The 16,416-nt window shown below is 70.1% G+C and carries 19 protein-coding genes and 1 pseudogene; 6 read left to right on the top strand and 14 right to left on the bottom strand.

What is annotated here, in order from left to right; translation table 11 throughout:
* Positions 1 to 74: 74 nt before the first annotated feature.
* Both ACFXMV_RS13530 and ACFXMV_RS13525 read left to right on the top strand, forming a co-directional pair.
* Positions 75 to 1,262, top strand: a complete 1,188-nt coding sequence (locus tag ACFXMV_RS13530) for a multidrug effflux MFS transporter (RefSeq protein WP_378499385.1) — start codon at positions 75 to 77, stop codon at positions 1,260 to 1,262.
* A gap of 58 nt (positions 1,263 to 1,320) precedes the next feature.
* The gene (locus ACFXMV_RS13525) at positions 1,321 to 1,917 is read left to right on the top strand and encodes a hypothetical protein (protein ID WP_378499373.1); all 597 of its coding nucleotides are present in this window, start codon (positions 1,321 to 1,323) and stop codon (positions 1,915 to 1,917) included.
* Here ACFXMV_RS13525 and ACFXMV_RS13520 read toward each other — a convergent pair.
* Positions 1,914 to 2,699 (bottom strand): siderophore-interacting protein, encoded by a 786-nt coding sequence (locus ACFXMV_RS13520; protein WP_378499374.1) that lies wholly within the window; start codon positions 2,697 to 2,699, stop codon positions 1,914 to 1,916. The two genes, ACFXMV_RS13525 and ACFXMV_RS13520, sit on opposite strands and share 4 nt — an antisense overlap.
* A gap of 197 nt (positions 2,700 to 2,896) precedes the next feature.
* Between ACFXMV_RS13520 and ACFXMV_RS13515 the strand changes: the two genes are divergently transcribed.
* Entirely contained in the window at positions 2,897 to 3,529 is a 633-nt protein-coding gene (locus tag ACFXMV_RS13515) for a hypothetical protein (RefSeq protein ID WP_378499375.1), read from the top strand.
* Positions 3,530 to 3,560: 31 nt separating this feature from the next.
* Here the strand turns inward: ACFXMV_RS13515 and dprA are convergent, their stop codons facing one another.
* The 3 genes from dprA to ACFXMV_RS13500 are packed head-to-tail and all read right to left on the bottom strand — an operon-like array spanning position 3,561 to position 6,549.
* Complete coding sequence (gene dprA, locus ACFXMV_RS13510; RefSeq protein WP_378499376.1) at positions 3,561 to 4,688, bottom strand: DNA-processing protein DprA; 1,128 nt, start codon at positions 4,686 to 4,688, stop codon at positions 3,561 to 3,563.
* Positions 4,685 to 6,193, bottom strand: coding sequence for a YifB family Mg chelatase-like AAA ATPase (locus ACFXMV_RS13505; RefSeq protein WP_378499377.1), 1,509 nt, complete (start codon positions 6,191 to 6,193; stop codon positions 4,685 to 4,687). Before ACFXMV_RS13505 ends, dprA begins: the two co-directional genes overlap by 4 nt.
* Positions 6,193 to 6,549, bottom strand: coding sequence for a YraN family protein (locus tag ACFXMV_RS13500; protein WP_378499378.1), 357 nt, complete (start codon positions 6,547 to 6,549; stop codon positions 6,193 to 6,195). Before ACFXMV_RS13500 ends, ACFXMV_RS13505 begins: the two co-directional genes overlap by 1 nt.
* Before the next feature lie 135 nt (positions 6,550 to 6,684).
* Between ACFXMV_RS13500 and ACFXMV_RS13495 the strand changes: the two genes are divergently transcribed.
* Entirely contained in the window at positions 6,685 to 7,440 is a 756-nt protein-coding gene (locus ACFXMV_RS13495) for a DUF2786 domain-containing protein (RefSeq protein ID WP_378499379.1), read from the top strand.
* Positions 7,437 to 7,949: a TIGR04338 family metallohydrolase gene (locus ACFXMV_RS13490; protein WP_378503409.1), complete on the top strand. Its 513-nt coding sequence runs from the start codon at positions 7,437 to 7,439 to the stop codon at positions 7,947 to 7,949. Before ACFXMV_RS13495 ends, ACFXMV_RS13490 begins: the two co-directional genes overlap by 4 nt.
* Positions 7,950 to 7,978: 29 nt before the next feature.
* On the opposite strand, the gene ACFXMV_RS13485 is transcribed toward ACFXMV_RS13490, so the two are convergent.
* The 10 genes and pseudogenes from ACFXMV_RS13485 to ACFXMV_RS13440 all read right to left on the bottom strand — a co-directional run bounded on the left by ACFXMV_RS13485 (position 7,979) and on the right by ACFXMV_RS13440 (position 15,576).
* Complete coding sequence (locus tag ACFXMV_RS13485) at positions 7,979 to 8,770, bottom strand: ABC transporter permease (protein WP_378499381.1); 792 nt, start codon at positions 8,768 to 8,770, stop codon at positions 7,979 to 7,981.
* Complete coding sequence (locus ACFXMV_RS13480; RefSeq protein ID WP_378499382.1) at positions 8,767 to 9,720, bottom strand: ATP-binding cassette domain-containing protein; 954 nt, start codon at positions 9,718 to 9,720, stop codon at positions 8,767 to 8,769. The genes ACFXMV_RS13485 and ACFXMV_RS13480 overlap by 4 nt, the downstream gene beginning before the upstream one ends.
* Before the next feature lie 23 nt (positions 9,721 to 9,743).
* Entirely contained in the window at positions 9,744 to 10,589 is an 846-nt protein-coding gene (locus tag ACFXMV_RS13475; RefSeq protein ID WP_378499383.1) for a DUF4097 domain-containing protein, read from the bottom strand.
* Between the two features lie 80 nt (positions 10,590 to 10,669).
* Entirely contained in the window at positions 10,670 to 11,188 is a 519-nt protein-coding gene (locus ACFXMV_RS13470; RefSeq protein WP_378499384.1) for a hypothetical protein, read from the bottom strand.
* Positions 11,189 to 11,375: 187 nt separating this feature from the next.
* Positions 11,376 to 11,699: a DUF2469 domain-containing protein gene (locus tag ACFXMV_RS13465; protein WP_072750096.1), complete on the bottom strand. Its 324-nt coding sequence runs from the start codon at positions 11,697 to 11,699 to the stop codon at positions 11,376 to 11,378.
* Positions 11,700 to 11,736: 37 nt separating this feature from the next.
* Positions 11,737 to 12,468, bottom strand: a complete 732-nt coding sequence (locus ACFXMV_RS13460; protein WP_378503410.1) for a ribonuclease HII — start codon at positions 12,466 to 12,468, stop codon at positions 11,737 to 11,739.
* Complete coding sequence (lepB, locus tag ACFXMV_RS13455; protein ID WP_378501367.1) at positions 12,465 to 13,241, bottom strand: signal peptidase I; 777 nt, start codon at positions 13,239 to 13,241, stop codon at positions 12,465 to 12,467. The genes ACFXMV_RS13460 and lepB overlap by 4 nt, the downstream gene beginning before the upstream one ends.
* 63 nt (positions 13,242 to 13,304) lie before the next feature.
* Positions 13,305 to 13,646, bottom strand: a complete 342-nt coding sequence (rplS, locus tag ACFXMV_RS13450) for a 50S ribosomal protein L19 (protein ID WP_027499292.1) — start codon at positions 13,644 to 13,646, stop codon at positions 13,305 to 13,307.
* Between the two features lie 88 nt (positions 13,647 to 13,734).
* Positions 13,735 to 14,647 (bottom strand): annotated as a pseudogene (locus ACFXMV_RS13445) (hypothetical protein); the annotation flags it as partial.
* Entirely contained in the window at positions 14,647 to 15,576 is a 930-nt protein-coding gene (locus tag ACFXMV_RS13440) for a formylglycine-generating enzyme family protein (RefSeq protein WP_378501369.1), read from the bottom strand. The pseudogene ACFXMV_RS13445 and the gene ACFXMV_RS13440, both read right to left, overlap by 1 nt.
* A gap of 153 nt (positions 15,577 to 15,729) precedes the next feature.
* Here ACFXMV_RS13440 and ACFXMV_RS13435 point away from each other — a divergent pair, with 153 nt between their 5' ends.
* Positions 15,730 to 16,401, top strand: a complete 672-nt coding sequence (locus ACFXMV_RS13435; RefSeq protein WP_378503411.1) for a GAP family protein — start codon at positions 15,730 to 15,732, stop codon at positions 16,399 to 16,401.
* The last annotated feature ends 15 nt before the right edge of the window (positions 16,402 to 16,416 follow it).

Genomic DNA, 16,416 nt, shown 5'->3' with positions numbered 1-16,416 from the left:
TCTCCCCCGGACGGGAATAAATCAAGCACCCGCGCCGCTGGGTCACTCATGTGAGCCGAACCATTCCGATCCCGATGCTGTTGGTCCTCGCCCTGCTGTCCGCGATCGCGCCGCTCGCGACGGACATGTACCTGCCGGGCCTGCCCGCCCTCGGCGACGACCTCGGCACCTCCGCCTCGACGGTCCAGCTCACCCTGACCACCTTCATGGCGGGCCTCGGCATCGGCCAGTTGATCGTCGGGCCGCTCTCCGACGGCTGGGGTCGACGCAGGCTGCTCATCGGCGGCACCATCGTCTGCGCGATCAGCGGCGTGGCGTGTGCGATCGCGCCGTCGGCGGAGGTGCTCATCGGCGCCCGCCTCCTGCAGGGCCTCAGCGGCGGCGCGGGAATCGTGTTGGCCCGCGCGGTGATCGCGGACCGGGCCAAGGGCGACAACGCCGCGAAACTCTTCAGCATCATGATGATTATCGGCGGCGTCGCCCCCGTGGTCGCCCCGCTGATGGGTGGCGCGCTGCTCGGACCGATCGGCTGGCGCGGCATCTTCTGGGTGCTCGCCGCGGCCGCCGTGCTGATGCTCGTCGGGGTGCTGGCGGTGGTGCCCGAGACGTTGCCCGTCGAGCGCAGGCACGGCGGCGGGCTCGCGGCCCTCGCACACAACATGCGGTACGTGACGGGCAATCGTCGCTATGTCGGCTACGCGCTGACCTTCATGTTCGGATTCGGCGCGCTGTTCTCCTACATCTCCGCCTCGCCATTCGTGGTCCAGGACGCACTCGGCCTGTCGCCCGGCCAGTTCTCGATCGTGTTCGGAGTCAACTCGATCGGCATCGTCGCAGGCAGCATCGTCAACACCAGGCTGATCGGGCGCTTCCACGCTCGTCAGCTGCTGAGGTTCGGCGTCTCGATGATGCTCGTCGCAGGCGCGGCGTTGCTGCTCGAGGTGACCGTCGGTGGCACCAACGCCTGGGTCGTGCTGCCGCTGCTGTTCGTGGTGACCACAAGCCTGGGATTCATCATGGGCAACGCCACCGCGCTCGGACAGTCCGAGGTGACCGCCGCGGCAGGCACCGGGTCCGCGCTGATGGGCGCGGGCCAGTTCGGTCTCGCGGCATTGATCTCGCCGCTGGTGGGCGGGTCCGCGCTCGGGATGTCGATCGGCATCGTGGCCTGCGCCGTCGTGGCGATGACGGCGCTGCTCACCCTCGGCAGGCCTGCACCGGTCTCGACCGCCGACCACGACGCGGCTGCAGCCCCGGTCTAGCCGACGCGCCCGGCGGCGGCTACGCCGGGCGGGACCCCGTGTCCGCGATGATGATCCGGTGAGCAACCGCAACAGGACCGGGCGTGGGGTCATGGCGCTGGTCGCGACGCTGGCCGTGTTCGGACTGGTCGCGGGGGCGCTCGGCGCCGCGGGTTGGCGGCACGCGACCCCGTACGCCGACTATGCGGCCACCGAGCCGAGCGGCCGCCTCGGCGTCAGGACGATCTACTACGGGTTCCTGTACTTCCCCGGCCCGCCGTGGCTGCCCGCGCTGCTGATCTTCCCGCTGGTCGGCGCGACGATGCTGACCGCCGTCGGCTCGGTGCTGGCGCTGTCCGGCTGGCGATTGGTCCGTATGCGGGACGGCGGCCGAGGTCCGTTGTACGCGGTCTTCGCCTTCGGCGGCCTGCTGTATGGCGCGATCGTCTCGTTCGTGGGCGGCGCCCATCCCCCGGAACTGGGCGAGCCCTTCGTGCTGAACCGACCACCGAGCGACGAGCCGACGCCTGTGCGGATTCCGTGGCAACTCGACCTCGGGCCAACCTGGGTCAGCTTCCCGGCCATCGGCCTCGCGCTGGGGCTGATCATCGCGGTCCTGCTCAGCGGCACCGGGTTTCGGCTGATTCGCCGCGGCGCTGCTGTCACCGTCGGCTAGCGCGAGCCCTCGGGACTCTCAGCCGCCGCGAGCTCCGACTTCCACACCCGGAAGCCCTCCTCGGTGCGGCCGCGCCGCCAGTAGCCGGAGATCGACGCCCATTCCGCGGTGACCCCGCGCTCGTTGCGGATGTACGCGCGCAGCCCGTGCATGACGGCGTGCGCCTCGCCGTGGATGAACACCTGCGGCTGGCCCGGCAGCCACGGCACCGCCTTGACCGCGTCGATCAGCGGCGCGTTGTCGCCCGCCCGGTCGTCGCCGACCTCTTCGGCGCCGCCGCCGCGGTGCACCCAGGTGACCTGTACGGGCGCGGCCGAGGGCAGGGGCACCTCGTCGTCCGGGCCTGCGACCTCGAGCACCACCCGGGCCTCCGCGTCCGCGGGCAGCGCCGCGACCGCAGCCGCAATCGCGGGGATCGCCGACTCGTCGCCTGCGAGCAGGTGCCAATCGGCGTCGGCGCGCGGCGCGTAGGCGCCGCCGGGACCGAACAGTCGCACGCTCTCCCCCGGCCGGGCTGACGCAGCCCACGGACCGGCCACCCCGTCAGCACCATGCACGACGAAATCGATGGCGACCTCACGGTTTTCGTCGTCCACGGAGCTCACCGTGTAGGTGCGCAGCACCTGATCGTCCTCCGGCCCGAAGATCAGCTTCACGTAGGCGTCGGTGTAGTCGTTGGGCACGAACTCCTCGAAGCCGGGGTCGCCCAGATAGACGCGCACCAGGTGCGGCGTCAGCCGCTCGGTGCGCGACACAGTGAGTGTGGTGATTCTTCTTGCCATCCCGATACCTCCCGCTAGTTAGCGTTACCTAAGACAGTACCGGGCGTCGGGGATCGGATCGCGTGATTCCCCTCTCGTTCTGGCAATGCCTGAGATACTGCAGCCTGCCGATTCGTCGCACACCATCGGTCGGCCACACCGGGGCGGCCCGAACCACTGCCGCCGCCAACAACTTTCCGCGTCTTTCTTGAGGGGCAATGACACACATCCGTCGAATCCGTTCACTAGCCGTCCTGCTGCCGATCACCGTCGCCCTGGTCGGCGGTTGCTCGTCGGCGTCCTCCGAGCCCGGGTCCGCAGGCGGCGCGGCGTGCGTCGACGCGACGCTCCCCAACGCCACCGCCGAGGAGCTCGTCGACGTGCTCCGGCCGAGGGGCGACGGGACCGCCGACGCGGCAGAGCAGAACCTGGTGGACCAGTTCGCGGCCACGCGGCCGGCCCAGATCGAGCGGGTTCAGGCGAGCGCGGTATTCCGGAACGTGCCCGACGGCGGCGACGCCGGGTTCGCGGCCGCCGTCTGCGCGGACACCCGCTGGGACGAGATCCTCGCTGGCTCGATCACGCTGAGCCCGCGCGCCGAACGCGCCGCCATCGTGGCCGCGGGCCACGGCTACTGCGAGTCGTTCGAGCAGATGCTGCCCGCCGCCGTGTCGACCGGCTCCTGGGACGACTGGGCGGGATTCAGCACGGCCTTGCTCGGCGCCCGGCAGTCCGCCCTGGACAGCGCAAAGGCATCGGGGCGCGACTTCGAGGCCGAACAGCGCGCGCTGGACGAGGAGACCCGGGCATACGCAGCGGCGTTGCAACACATCTGCCCGCAGTTCGGCTGATCCTCGGCGGGCGGTGTCCGAGAGGAATCCTTCACAACGGCGCCGTCCGCCTGAACCACCCCGTCTCGTCCGACCCGACCAGCCCGGCCAGCTCCAGCACCGGCAGCGCGCCCCGCACCGATTCGATCGGCACCCCCGAACTCTCCGAGAGCTCGCGCGCGCCAACCGAACCCGACGCGGGCAGCGCCTCGTACACCATCGCCGCCTTGGCCGAGAGACCGTCAAGCGCCCGCACCTGGCCGCCGTCCTCGCCGCCCACCCCCGCGGGACCGGCGGCCTCGACCACGTCCGCGGCCCGCGCGGCCAGCAGCGCCTCGCCCTCCCTGATCATTCGATGGCACCCGACCGAGGACGCCGACGTCACCGGGCCCGGCACCGCGAGGACCGGCCGACCCAGCCGCGACGCCCACGTCGCGGTGTTGCGGGCCCCGCTGCGGGCACCCGCCTCCACCACCAGCACCGCGTCAGCGAGCGCCGCGACCAGCCGGTTGCGGGCCAGGAAACGGTGCCGGGCGGGGGTCGTGCCCGGCGAGTACTCGCTGACCACCGCGCCCTCCCTGACGATCTCGCGCAGCAACCGCGCGTGACCAGCCGGATAGGCCCGGTCCACCCCGCACGCCAGCACCGCCACCGTCGCGCCGCCCGCGGCCAGGGCGGCGCGGTGCGCGGCACCGTCGATGCCATAGGCGGCGCCAGAGACAATCGTCCACCCCTGACCCGCCAGGTCGTCGACGAACTGCCCCGTGACGTGCTCGCCGTAACCGCTTGCCGCCCTGGTCCCGACCACCGCGACCGCCCGCTCGGTGAGCTCGGCCAGCGGCCGCTCCCCCAGCACCCACAGCGCCAACGGCGGCGCCGACTCCCGCTCACGCCGCGGGTCGAGGCCGTCGAAGGCCAGCAGTTTCCACGCCGGCCAGTCCTCGTCGTCGGGCGTGAGCAGCCTGCCGCCGAGCCGGTCGACAATGTCCAGATCGCGGTCCGCCGAGTCGATGTGCCTGCGCGCCTGCGTCCGGGTGCGCAGCACCTCGGGCAGGTCCGACCCGCGCACCGCCCGCGCCGCTTCCTCCGGCCCCACCGCCGCGACCAGCTCCACCAGCGGCGCGCACGGCCCCGGCGCCACCTGCGACAGGTACGCCCAGGCCGCCAGCCGCGCGCTCATTGCCCCCGCCGATCGCGGAACTCCAGCGCGAACCCCACCTGGTCCTCGCCCGGCATCGCCAGGCCGGCCAGGTCCGCGAGCGTCCAGGCCACACGCAGAGCGCGGTCGGCGCCGCGGGCGGTGATGTCCCCCTCCCGCAGCGAACGCTCCAGCGGACCCAGCGCCTGCCTGGAGATCCGGAACCGTTGTCGCAGAGCGGGACCCGGCACCTCGGCGTTGGTCCGCCAGCCGAACTCGCGCCAACGCTCGACCGCGGTGTTCCTGGCGTCGGCCACCCTCGACCGCACCGACGCCGTCGACTCGGCGGCCTCGCCGTTGAGCGCGCCGACCGAGATCGGGTACATCCGCACGCGCAGATCCACCCGGTCGAGCAGCGGACCCGACAGTTTCCCCAGGTATCGCCTGCGCGCGGTCGGGGCGCAGACACAGTCCTCCGGCCGGGGCGGCGCGCACGGACACGGATTCGCCGCCAGCACCAACTGGAACCGCGCCGGATAGCACGCCACCCCGTCCCGCCGCGCGATCCGGACCTCACCGTCCTCGAGTGGGGTGCGCAACGCCTCCAACGCCTTGACGCCCAGTTCCGCGCACTCGTCGAGGAAGAGCACGCCCCGGTGCGCCCGGCTCACCGCACCGGGCCGAGCCATCCCCGAACCGCCCCCGACCAGCGCGCTGATCGAACAGGTGTGGTGCGGGGCGACGAACGGCGGTTCGGTGATCAGCGGCCGCTCGCTGGTGAGCAGACCGGCCACCGAGTGGATCGCGGTCACCTCGAGCGCCTCCTGCTCACTCAGAGCCGGGAGAACTCCCGGGAGACGCTGCGCCAGCATCGTTTTCCCGATTCCTGGCGGACCGGTCAGCATCAGGTGGTGCGCACCCGCGGCCGCCACCTCCAGCGCCAGGCGCGCGTCCGCCTGCCCCGCCACGTCGCTGAGGTCGGCCACCGCCCGCTCGGGCGGCGCCTGCAGCGGGCTCGGGGTGGCGAGCGTGAGTTCCCCGCGCAGCCACTCGATCACCTCCCGCAGATTGCGCGCCCCGAACACCTCGATGCCGTCCACCAGGCCTGCCTCGGCGAGCGCCGGGTGCGGTACCACCACGCTGGGTCGGCCTGCGGACTTGGCGGCCAGCACCGCAGGCAGCACGCCGCGCACCCCGCGCAGCCGCCCGTCCAGCGCGAGCTCGCCCACCAGCACGGACTTGTCCAGGTCCGCGGCCGGGACACGTCCGTCGGCCACCAGCACCGCGCAGGCCAGCGCGAGGTCGAATCCACTGCCTCCCTTCGGCAGCGTCGCGGGCGACAGGGCCAGGATCACCCTCGAATCCGGCCATTTCTCACCGGAATTGGTGACCGCGGCCCGCACCCGGTCCCGCGACTCCTGCAGCGCGGTATCCGGCAGCCCGACCAGGTGCACGCCGGGCAACCCGCGCCCGATGTCCGCCTCGATCTCCACCAGCTGACCGTCGACGCCACGCACCGCCACCGCGTACGCCCGCCCGAGCGCCATCAGAACACCGACCGCAGGTGCTCGAGCACCGGATCCCGACCGGACTCGATGACGACGGCGACCACGTCGAACCGCACCTGCCGCCAGCCGTGCGCCTGACCGGACAGCCACAGGCCGGCCAGGCGTCGGATGCGACCCTGCTTCGCGAACGTCACGGCCTCGGCTGGCGTGCCATAGCCCCGGCCCGACCGCGTCTTCACCTCGACGAAGACGACCGCGTCCCCGTCCCGGGCGATCAGATCCAGCTCGCCGTACCGGCATCGCCAGTTCCGTTCGAGGATCGTCATGCCCGCTCGGGTGAGGTGGCCCGCGGCCAGCTCCTCACCCCGTGCCCCCAGCTCCAGGTTTCGCGCCATGCGATGACCATGCGCCGATGCCGCGACCGACTCTCCGCGGCGTCCAGGCGATTCGCGCCGCCCTGTGGATAGATCTGGGCCTGGGGACAAACCGAGATCACCCTCCCGTCCGACCCGGCGTCTACGCTCGTCCTGGTGAGTTCCGAGAAGATGCTGGCCCGGATCGGCGGTCTGCTCCGCCAGGCCGAGTCCACCACCAATCCGCACGAGGCCCAGGCCTTCATGGAGGCCGCGCAGCGCCTGGCCACCGCGACCTCGATCGACCTCGCCGTAGCGCGCTCACACACCTCGCGCCGCGAGCAGCGCGTGACCCCCACCCAGCGGGTCGTCGGGATCGGCGAGACCGGCAAGAAGGGCCTGCGCACCTACGTGCACCTGTTCGTCAGCATCGCCGCGGCCAACGACGTGCAGTGCGACGTCGCGCACAACTCGACGCAGGTGTTCGCCTACGGGTTCGGCACGGACATCGATGCCTGCGAGGCGCTCTACTCGAGCCTGCTCGTACAGATGGTCCGGGCGTCGGACGCGTTCATCAAGTCGGGGGCGCACCGACCGGTGGCCGGGGTCACCGCCCGGCTGAACTTCCAGCTGGCCTTCGCCGCCCGGATCGGCGAGCGCCTGACCACCGCGAAGAAGGCCGCCGAGGCGGACGCGGTGCGCGCGGATTCGGAAGGGCCAGGGCACGCCGGTACCGCGCTGGTGCTGCGCGACAAGCAGCTCGAGCTGTCCGACTTCTATCGTCAGACGTCGCAGGCCCGCGGGACGTGGCGTGGGTCCAAGGCCACCGCCGGACACTCCTCGACCGCGCGGCGGGCGGGCGACCGGGCTGGCCGGGCGGCGCGCCTCGGCCATGCACCGGAGCTCTCGGCGGCGACGAAGCAGCTCGAGTGAGCTCCGGGCGCGACAGCCAGCGCACCCGGGTTTACGAGGCAGAGTCCGTGGTGCGCAACGTGTTCGACCGCGCCGATCGGGGCGCGCGGGAGCTCGAGCTGTTCGGTTCCACCATCACGCTTCCGGTCGAGCGGAGGTTCGCCTCGGTCGAGTCGGTGCAGGACTACGCGGACCGGGTGCTCGCGCTGAACTGGGTTCGCGCCCGATGGGATCGGGCACGAACCCGGGTTGCGGTCCGGGCCAGGGCAGGCGCGGCGGCCGCCCACTACGAAGCCGGCACGGCGACCATCGCGGTCCCGCTGCACACCCGCGGGACCGCCTGGGCTCTGCGGGAATTCGTCGTCCTGCACGAGCTCGCCCACCACCTCGAGCCCGCGGGCCAGGCGCTCGCGCCGCACGGCCCCGAGTTCGTCGACCGCTACCTGACGCTGGTCGGCGAGATCATCGGCGGCGAGGCAGCATTCGTGCTGCGGACCACGATGCTGGAAAACGGCGTCAGGGCTTCCTGACGCCGTTGTCCGTTACCGCCGCCGCGGTGTCAGTGCGAGGCGCGGCGGTTGAACAGGCGCCTCGCCCAGAGATAGCCGAGCAGCGAGATCCCGATGCCCCAGGCGATGGCAAGTGCGGCGTTGTTGCCGATCGGGCCGCCGAGCAGCAACCCGCGCAGCGTCTCGATGACGGGGGTGAAGGGCTGGTACTCGGCAAACCAGCGCAGCGCGGTCGGCATCGAGTCGGTGGGGACGAACGCGCTACCGAGGAACGGCAGGAGCAGGAGCACCATCGGGAGATTGCTCGCGGTCTCGACGCTCTTGCTCACCAGGCCGAATGCCACGGAGAGCCAGATCACCGCGAAGGTGATCAGCGCCAGGAGGCCGAAGGCGGCGACCCACTCGACCAGTCCGGCGTCGGGCCGGAATCCGATCCCCACCGCGACCCCGATGACGACCACGAGGCTGAGCATGGTCTGGATGAGACTGCCCAGGACGTGACCCGTCAGCACCGACGTCCGGGTGATCGCCATCGTGCGGAACCGCGCGATGATCCCCGCTGTCATGTCCATGGCGACCGAGATCGAGGTCCCCTGCGCGGCCGCCACCACGGTCATCAGGATGATCCCCGGCGTGACGTAGTTGACGTACTCGGCCCGGCCGCCCGCCGGATCGCCCAGTCCCGCCCCGAGGGTCCCGCCGAACACGAACACGAACAACAGCAGGAACACGATCGGCATCCCGATCAGCATGATCGTCATGGACGGGTAGCGGACGATGTGCCGGAGGCTGCGGCGCAGCATCGTTGCCGAGTCACTGACGGCGTAGGACATGGTGGTCATCGCGCGGCGCTCTCTTCCTTCTCGGTCCGGCCGGTCAGGGCCAGGAACACGTCGTCGAGATCGGGTGTGTGAACAGACAATTCGTCGACCGCGATCGCGTCGTGGTCCAGTCGGTCGAGCAGCGACCGCAGCGACGCGACCCCGCCATCGCTCGGAACCCGCAGGGCGAGGGCCGCATCGTCGCGGGAGGACCCGTGCAGGGACCTGGCGGCGGCGTCGAGGTCGGTCGCGTCGGTGAACTGCAGCCGGATGTGCCCGCCAGGAATGCGGCGTTTGAGTTCGGTTGCCGTCCCTTCCGCCACCAGTCGCCCGTGGTCGAGAACCGCGATCCGGTCGGCGAGCTGGTCGGCCTCCTCGAGGTATTGCGTGGTGAGGAAGATGGTGACGCCGTCGTCGACGAGGTCGCGGATGATCTGCCACATGGTGCGGCGACTGCGCGGGTCCAGTCCTGTGGTGGGCTCGTCGAGGAAGATGATCTGCGGCCGTCCGACCAGGGTCATCGCGAGGTCGAGTTTGCGGCGCATCCCGCCGGAGAACGTGGCGGCGGTCTTCGTGGCGGCATCGACGAGGTCGAACCGCTCGAGGAGGTCCGCGGCTCGCCTGCGGCCTTCAGCCCGGCCCAGGTGGTGCAGGTCGGCCATGAGGATCAGGTTTTCCTCGCCCGTGAGCAGGTCGTCCACCGCGGAGAACTGGCCGGTGACGCCGATCGCGGCGCGCACCGCGTCGGGATCGGCGGCCAGGTCGTGACCCGCGACGCGAATCTCTCCGTGGTCGGCCGCGATCAGCGTGGACAGGATCTGGACCACAGTGGTCTTGCCTGCGCCGTTGGGCCCGAGCAGTGCGAAGATCGTTCCGCTCGCAACTGTCAGGTCGATGCCGTCGAGCACGAGCTTGTCGCCGTAGGACTTCTGCAGCCCGGTCGCCGAGATCGCAGGGATCGCTTTCGTCATCGTTCTTCCTCTCTGATCGGTGTTCACGAACGGCGTATGACGATGTCGCCGTAGCTGGTGTGTGCGTGCAGATCGAGTGTGTTGTCGGATGTTTCGGGTCCGGCGGCGATGTCCATCTGGTTGCGGACCCGGCCGTACGAGGTGCGCACGTCGAGCTTGGCGGCGGTGCCCGACGCGATGCCGACCTCGATCTGTCCGCACGCGGTCTTGAGGGAGACCGAACCGCGCACGGTCTCGCCGATCCGGACGTCCCCGTTGGCGGTCGCGGCCGTCACGTCGGCGAGGGCGCGGTCGACCGTGATGTTTCCGTTGGCGGTGTTGCTTCGCAGGTCGCGGCCGACCGCACCGATCCAGATGTCGCCGTTCGAGTTCTTGACGACGGCACTGCCGTCGATCTCATGGATGCGGATCTTGCCCGATCCGGTGCGTACGTCGGCATCGCCCTCGACGCGGTTGACGGCGACGGCGCCCCCGCCGGTGCTGACGTCCGCCGCGCCGGTGTGGTCCAGATGGAGGTCGCCGGCCGACGTCTTGACCCGGCACTCCCCGAGTCGGCCGACACAGCGGAACGTCGCCACGGAGGCGTCCCCCTCGAGCTGTGAGCCCGCAGGCAGTTCGATCGTCACGTCGATCGATCCGGCCTTGCCGAACAGGCCGAGTCCACGCTGCTTCGGCGCCTTGACCAGCAGCCGGCCCGCGGAGAACTCCACGCGGGTCTGCTCGGCCGCCCGCACGTCGGGCTCGTGTGACGGATCGCTGGCGCGTACATCGACGACGGTGTCGTCGCGGTCGCCCGCGGCGATGCGTACATCGCCGATGACGAGTTCGATTGTCGCGGTGATGGGTTCAGGGGTGGTGAAGGTCCGCATTGCAGTACTCCCGATGGTGGTGGCTGGAGCGTCTCCTCGGTGGGGACGCGATGGCGCGGTGTGCAGCTCGCCCGGAGGCGTCAGCGCACCCACCCCGTGAAACGCTGGCCTCCGCGAGCGGTGCGCTGCTCCGGAGCGGGCCCGTCTCCGCCGCCGTCCAGTGCCGCCGCTGCGGATCGGACGAGCCACGCGTTCACGGAGAGCCCGGCCACCCGCGCGGCGTTCTCGACTCGATCCTTGAGGTCCTGGGGCAGCCGGAGGTTGATCCGGGTCATCGCGCCCTCGTCCCCTTCCACGGGGATCGGTGTTGCGGCGCCCGCCACCGAGGTCGCCGGCTCATCCGCCGCGGCTTCCGTCGGCGGGAGCGTCACGACGAAGCTGGGCTCGCGGCCGCGCAGACGGAGATCCACCGACCCCGGCGCCAGCTCGGTGGTGATCTCACTCGCCGCCGCGGACAACGCGTCCAGCAGGGTCAGCCGCACCGCCGATTCGAGTGGCGCGGTGAGTCGCTCGGCAAGGACGCGGGCATCCTCACCCCCGGCCTCGGCGGCAACGGCCAGCTCGTGGCGGAGACTGTCGACATAGGTGCTGAGTTCCATGATGCCACTATGGCACCGAAGTGGTGCCATAGCAACACCCGACCTGGTGCCACGCGTCGCCACGTGAGCTCTTCGGGTGCGCGAATCCACCCGACTGCAACAGAAATGCCGAGGTCACCTACCGTTTGCGTGCGCAATCGGTGGGTGACCTCGGCAGAACTGTGTGACGCGGCCTCGGGCCTGCGCGCTACTCCCCGAACGGCCCGTTCTCGGGCAACCGCAGATCGGACTTCTCGAGTTCCTCGATGTTGACGTCCTTGAAGGTGATCACCCGGACGTGCTTGACGAACCGCGCGGGGCGGTACATGTCCCACACCCAGGCGTCGGCCATCCGCACCTCGAAGTAGATCTCCCCGTCCGCGTTGTGCGGGATCAGCTCGACGGAGTTCGCCAGGTAGAACCGGCGTTCGGTCTCCACCACGTAGGCGAACTGGCCGACGATGTCCTTGTACTCACGGTAGAGCGAGAGCTCCATCTCCGTTTCGTACTTCTCGAGATCTTCGGCACTCATCGGTTTCGCCGTCCTCCTGCTCTGTTGTGAACCATCATCATCCCGCACGCACCGCCGCGGTGTACATTTCGCGCGCCGCATCGGCCGCCAGTCGGTCCTCGCGCACCGGATCGCGCTGCATGAGCCGCGCCGCCGCGACGTTCGCGTACGACATCCGGTGCTGACGGCTCGGGCCCAGCGCGGCCATCGCCGCGGTGTGCGCGGCCGTGCTGTACCCCTTGTGCGCGGCGAACCCGTACCCGGGCAGCGCCGCGTCCATCGCCACCATGGTGCGGTCGCGCGACACCTTCGCCAGCACGCTGGCCGCCGCGATGCACGCTGCCGAGGCGTCGCCGCCGATCACCGGCAGCGACGGCACCGGCAGTCCCGGCACCCGAAACCCGTCCGTCAGAACGTATCCCGGCGCCAGCGAGAGTCCGGCGACCGCGCGCCGCATGCCCTCGATGTTGGCCACGTGCACGCCGAGCGCATCGACCTCCCACGCCGGGATCTCCACGATGCACCACGCACGGGCGAGGCGCGTGATGGCCGGGAACAGTTCTTCCCTCGCCCGCTCGGTCAGCTTCTTCGAGTCGTCGAGATTCGCCAGCGCCGGGTGCAGCTTGGGTCCGAGCGCACAGGCCGCGACCACCAGCGGGCCCGCGCAGGCGCCGCGGCCGGCCTCGTCGACGCCCACCACGGGGCCGAGACCGCTTCGAATGAGGGCCGACTCCATCGTCCGCAGGCCGGCTGCCCTGCGAATGACCGTCCTCGGTGGCCAGGTACTCACTTACCTTGAATATCAGGCGAGTCAATAGTGCCCCAACGCGAGGGCGGCAGCACGATGGCGACGGCCTTGCCGATCACGTTTTCGCGCGGGACGCTGCCGTTGAACTCGTCGCCGACGTGGTAGCGGGAGTCCATGGAATTGTTGCGGTGGTCGCCCATCATCCAGAAGTTGCCCTCGGGGACGGTGATCGGACCGAAGCAGCGGCCGGACTTGACCTGCGTGTCGCAGTCCAGGATTCCCTTTTCGAACTTGAAGTCATTTTCTGCTCGGTCGACGTACGGCTCGTCCAGCGGCTTGCCGTCGACGAGGATCCGGCCCTGGTCGTCACAGCATTCGACGGTCTGACCGCCGGTCGCGATGACCCGCTTGACCAGATCGTTCTCGTCCGGCGGCACCAAGCCGACCAGCGAACCGACCTCCTGCAGGCCACGAACGACCACGTTCGAGGACCGGTTGGAGACCCAATGAGTGTTCCAGGACTCCGGGCCCTTGAAGACGATGACATCGCCGGGCTGCGGGTCGCCGAAGCGGTAGCTGATCTTCTCGACGGCGATCCGGTCGCCGACGAGCAGGGTTTCTTCCATCGACCCCGACGGAATCTGATACACCCTGACGATGAAGGTCTGCAGCAGAAAGCTCATCATGAGCGCGACCAGAATGAGTATGGGGAGCTCCCGCCAGAACGGGCGGGGTTTCTTCTCGACCCTCCCCGACGTCGTTTCGGGGGATTCGGCACCGTCCGGCGCCGTCGATTCCTGAGGGGTATTTACCACCGGATCAGGTTAGCCCGGCCCCGGAACGGTTGTGCTGTTCCGGGGCCGGGCAGACGCGAAAGCTCAGCGCTTTTCCTTGATCTTGGCGGCCTTGCCACGCAGATCGCGGAGGTAGTACAGCTTGGCGCGACGGACGTCACCACGGGTGAGGACCTCGACCTGAGCGATGTTGGGGCTGTGCACCGGGAAGGTGCGCTCGACGCCGACGCCGAAGGACACCTTGCGAACGGTGAAGGTCTCGCGGATGCCGCCGCCCTGGCGACGGATCACGACGCCCTTGAAGACCTGCACGCGCTCCTTCGAGCCTTCGATGACCTTGACGTGCACGTTCAGGGTGTCGCCGGGACGGAACTCCGGAATGTCGTCGCGGAGAGAGCGGGCGTCCAGAAAGTCCAGGGTGTTCATGGGTTGTTCCATCCTTGCGTTTTCGCGCGAGCAGAGGAACCGAGCGGCACAACTGAAGGCGGTGCTCGGCTGGTTCGTACTCCGAATAGGTAGGTGTCGCCTGTACAGGCAACCCGTCAATTGTGCCAGACGAGCAGGACGGGGCGAAATCGGGACTACCGACGCGCCCTCTCGTGGTGCGGGGCTGGCGGCGCGGCGTGCACCGTCCGCTCGAGCTCCTCCTCCGTCGCTGCCCTGGCGTGCTCGGCGCTTGGCTTGCCCGCGACGAGGTCCTGCACGTAGATCTTGGCCCGGATGATCGGCCTGCGGTACCGCTTCTCCCGTTCGACTGCCCTGCGCATGCGCTTGGGCCGGTCCCCGTACCGCCACCGCGCCCACGGCGCGCCAGGTCGGCTCAGCCGGATGGCACCGACCAACAGGGCCGGGAAGAAGAACATGCCGAACAGGCCCGTCCAGATCTTGCCCTTCGCGATCACCACCGCGGCGATCAGCAGGCTCACGAGGGTCAGCAATGCCACCAGCGCGCGCACCCACGTCGGGGCCTCGCCGCGGAACGCCTCGACGTCCAGGATCGCGGTCGGCCGGGCGCCGAGCAGCAGCAGCCCGGTGACGGCGAAGGCGACGAACACCGCGTCGACGGAGGTCCGGCCCTGCTCGGCCCAGTACACGTCCTTGAGGTAGAAGATCAGCGCGAACTCGTCGAGCACCAGCGCCGCGCCGATCCCGAAGGCCGCCGCGAGCAGCGCACCGGTCAACGAGCTGCCGTCCTCGAACACCGCGATCAACCACACGCCGGTGACGAGCATCGTAACGACGCCGAACACCACGTGGTGGACGTGCTGGCCGCCGGGGGTCACGTTGCCGGGCCACCATCGGACCTCCGCGCGGATCATCCGCACGCTGATCCGGATGAACGCGAAGCCGCCGATGAATCCCAGGAAGAACAGAAGCAGCGGCAGCTTGCCCGGCTCGACGATGTCCCGCTGCAGCCACTCTCCCATCAGCTCGGCCCGGGACCCTGCCGCCGGACGATGCACCGGAACCCGACGTGGCAGGTGGAGGTCTCCTCGGTCTCCCCCTGACGGGCGGCGGGCCGGTAGCGGAGGCAGTAGTTGGGGGCGCACAGGTGCGAGCCGCCCTTGATGACCCGGCGCGGGTAGCTCTCCCCCTCCGCTCGTGCCGCCGCCTCCGATCTCGGGTTGCGCGGGATGCAGCAGGAGCTCGCCGGGTTGACGTTCTTGCCGCCCGCGCTGTGGTCGGCGGTGTGGAAGTCGGTGGTCCACTCCCAGACGTTGCCCGCCATGTCCACCAGCCCGTAGCCGTTGGGGCGGAAGCTGCCGACCGGCGAGGTCCCGACGAACCCGTCCTCGGCGAGGTTCTGCCACGGGAACTGGCCCTGCCAGGTGTTGGCCTGCTGCTTCCCGCCCGGGGTGTACTCGTCGCCCCACGCGTAGGCCGTGCGGTCGAGGCCGCCGCGGGCCGCGAACTCCCAGTCGGCCTCGGTCGGCAGCTCCTTGCCCGCCCACTCGGCGTACGCCTTGGCATCCGCGTAGGCGACGTGCGTGACCGGATGATTCTCACGCCCGCCGACGTTGCTGCCCGGCCCCTCGGGGTGACGCCAGTCCGCGCCAGGCACCCACGACCACCACTGCTGGTAGTCGTCGAGCGAGACCGGGCCGGGAGGCGGGGTGAACACCAGCGAGCCGGGCACCAGCAACGCCGGGTCGGCGCCGGGGTAGTCGGCCGGGTCGGGCGCGGTCTCGGCGATGGTGACGTGGCCGGTGTCCTTCACGAATCGCCGGAACTCCGCGACGGTGACCTGGTGGGTGTCCATCCAGAAGCCGTCCACCTCGACCTGATGGACGGGCCGTTCCTCCGGGTAGAAGTCCTCCGACCCCATCCAGAAGAGCCCACCCGGCACCCAGGACATGTTCTTGAGCGCCTTCGGCGACTCGACCTTCACGGACTGGATGTTCGGAGCCATGGGACGAAGCATGTCACCTCGGCGGCACTCCGCGCAGCCGCCGACGGTCACCCTTTTCGGGTGGTTCCCCTGACGCCGCGGGCTGAGACCATGCCCATCATGGGAACAGCCATCGGTGACATTCTTCCGCTCGCGCTCGGCGTCGCGATCAGTCCGATCCCGATCATCGCCGCAATCCTCATGCTGCTGACGCCGAAGGCGGGGAGCACGGCCACCTCGTTCACCGTCGGATGGATCCTCGGCATCGCCGTCGCATACGCGGTGATCGTCGCGATCGCCGGCGCGGTCGGCCTCGAGACCGACACGGACGGCAACGCCGTCACAGCCACCATCAAGATCATCCTCGGCGTCGCGCTGCTGGGGCTGGCAGTCAAGCAGTGGAAGGGCAGGCCCGCGCCCGACGCCGAGCCGACGATGCCCGCGTGGCTCGCCGCCATCGACAAGGTCACCCCTGGCAAGGCACTGGGCCTCGGCTTCGCGCTGTCCGCGGTGAACCCGAAGAACCTGCTGATGATCGTCGGCGCGGCCGTGGCCGTCGCCAACCTCGGGGTCAGCGGCGCCACGATCACCGTCGCCGGGATCGTGTTCACCGTCATCGCCGCGAGCACCGTGGCAGGGCCGGTGATCGCCTACTTCGTCGCCAGGGAGAAGGCCACCGCCTGGCTGAACGAGCTCAAGACCTGGCTGACCGCCAACAACGCCACCGTGATGGCGACACTGCTGCTGGTGATCGGCGTCGTCATGATCGGCAAGGGCATCGGCGGGTACTAGAGGCGCCTGCGGCGC

The organism is Rhodococcus sp. NPDC059179 (assembly GCF_042754885.1).
Taxonomy (GTDB): Bacteria; Actinomycetota; Actinomycetes; order Mycobacteriales; family Mycobacteriaceae; genus Rhodococcus_G.
The sequence above is the reverse complement of the archived record's forward strand: the minus strand, read 5'-3'. Positions and strand labels throughout refer to the sequence as shown.

Excerpts from the sequence above, each read along its gene's own strand:
- ACFXMV_RS13530 (WP_378499385.1), top strand. The coding sequence starts at position 75 with ATGCTGTTGGTCCTCGCCCTGCTGTCCGCGATCGCGCCGCTCGCGACG.
- ACFXMV_RS13520 (WP_378499374.1), bottom strand. The coding sequence starts at position 2,699 with ATGGCAAGAAGAATCACCACACTCACTGTGTCGCGCACCGAGCGGCTG.
- ACFXMV_RS13515 (WP_378499375.1), top strand. The coding sequence starts at position 2,897 with ATGACACACATCCGTCGAATCCGTTCACTAGCCGTCCTGCTGCCGATC.
- dprA (WP_378499376.1), bottom strand. The coding sequence starts at position 4,688 with ATGAGCGCGCGGCTGGCGGCCTGGGCGTACCTGTCGCAGGTGGCGCCG.
- ACFXMV_RS13505 (WP_378499377.1), bottom strand. The coding sequence starts at position 6,193 with ATGGCGCTCGGGCGGGCGTACGCGGTGGCGGTGCGTGGCGTCGACGGT.
- ACFXMV_RS13500 (WP_378499378.1), bottom strand. The coding sequence starts at position 6,549 with ATGGCGCGAAACCTGGAGCTGGGGGCACGGGGTGAGGAGCTGGCCGCG.
- ACFXMV_RS13485 (WP_378499381.1), bottom strand. The coding sequence starts at position 8,770 with ATGACCACCATGTCCTACGCCGTCAGTGACTCGGCAACGATGCTGCGC.
- ACFXMV_RS13480 (WP_378499382.1), bottom strand. The coding sequence starts at position 9,720 with ATGACGAAAGCGATCCCTGCGATCTCGGCGACCGGGCTGCAGAAGTCC.
- ACFXMV_RS13475 (WP_378499383.1), bottom strand. The coding sequence starts at position 10,589 with ATGCGGACCTTCACCACCCCTGAACCCATCACCGCGACAATCGAACTC.
- ACFXMV_RS13470 (WP_378499384.1), bottom strand. The coding sequence starts at position 11,188 with ATGGAACTCAGCACCTATGTCGACAGTCTCCGCCACGAGCTGGCCGTT.
- ACFXMV_RS13465 (WP_072750096.1), bottom strand. The coding sequence starts at position 11,699 with ATGAGTGCCGAAGATCTCGAGAAGTACGAAACGGAGATGGAGCTCTCG.
- rplS (WP_027499292.1), bottom strand. The coding sequence starts at position 13,646 with ATGAACACCCTGGACTTTCTGGACGCCCGCTCTCTCCGCGACGACATT.
- ACFXMV_RS13440 (WP_378501369.1), bottom strand. The coding sequence starts at position 15,576 with ATGTCCTGGGTGCCGGGTGGGCTCTTCTGGATGGGGTCGGAGGACTTC.
- ACFXMV_RS13435 (WP_378503411.1), top strand. The coding sequence starts at position 15,730 with ATGGGAACAGCCATCGGTGACATTCTTCCGCTCGCGCTCGGCGTCGCG.